Here is a 430-nt window from a genome sequence, read left to right as displayed (position 1 = left end):
CGCTGGAGGAACTGCTTCCGAGCGTCGATGTGCTGTCCCTGCACGCTCCGGAACTCCGGGAGACCCGCCACCTCATCGGCGCCGACCAGCTCAGTCTGCTTCCCGATCACGCCACCGTGATCAACACGGCGCGCGGCAGCCTCATCGACTCCGACGCGCTCGCCGCCGAATGCGCCTCCGGACGCCTCTTCGCCATCCTCGACGTCACCGACCCCGAGCCCCTGCCCATCGACTCGCCACTGAGACACCAGGCCAGCGTGATGATCACCCCGCATATCGCGGGCTCGCTCGGCACGGAGATCGGGCGGCTCACCGACCACGCCATGGACGAGCTGGCCCGGTGGACCGCGCGCGAACCCCTGCAGTCCGAGATCACCGCGGAGGCGCTGGCGCTCGGCCTGAGCGCCTGAACGCCTGAGCCCCCCGCCCC

General features: G+C 70.7%; 1 protein-coding gene. It reads left to right on the top strand.

What is annotated here, in order from left to right; genetic code table 11:
• Positions 1 to 410: NAD(P)-dependent oxidoreductase (locus CCN51_RS58670; protein ID WP_281262483.1), on the top strand; the 410-nt coding region annotated here is incomplete at its 5' end.
• Positions 411 to 430: the final 20 nt, after the last annotated feature.

The organism is Streptomyces milbemycinicus, assembly GCF_002154605.1.
GTDB lineage: Bacteria > Actinomycetota > Actinomycetes > Streptomycetales > Streptomycetaceae > Streptomyces > Streptomyces milbemycinicus.
Note: the sequence above shows the minus strand (reverse complement) of the source record. Positions and strands in the feature narration are given on the sequence as shown.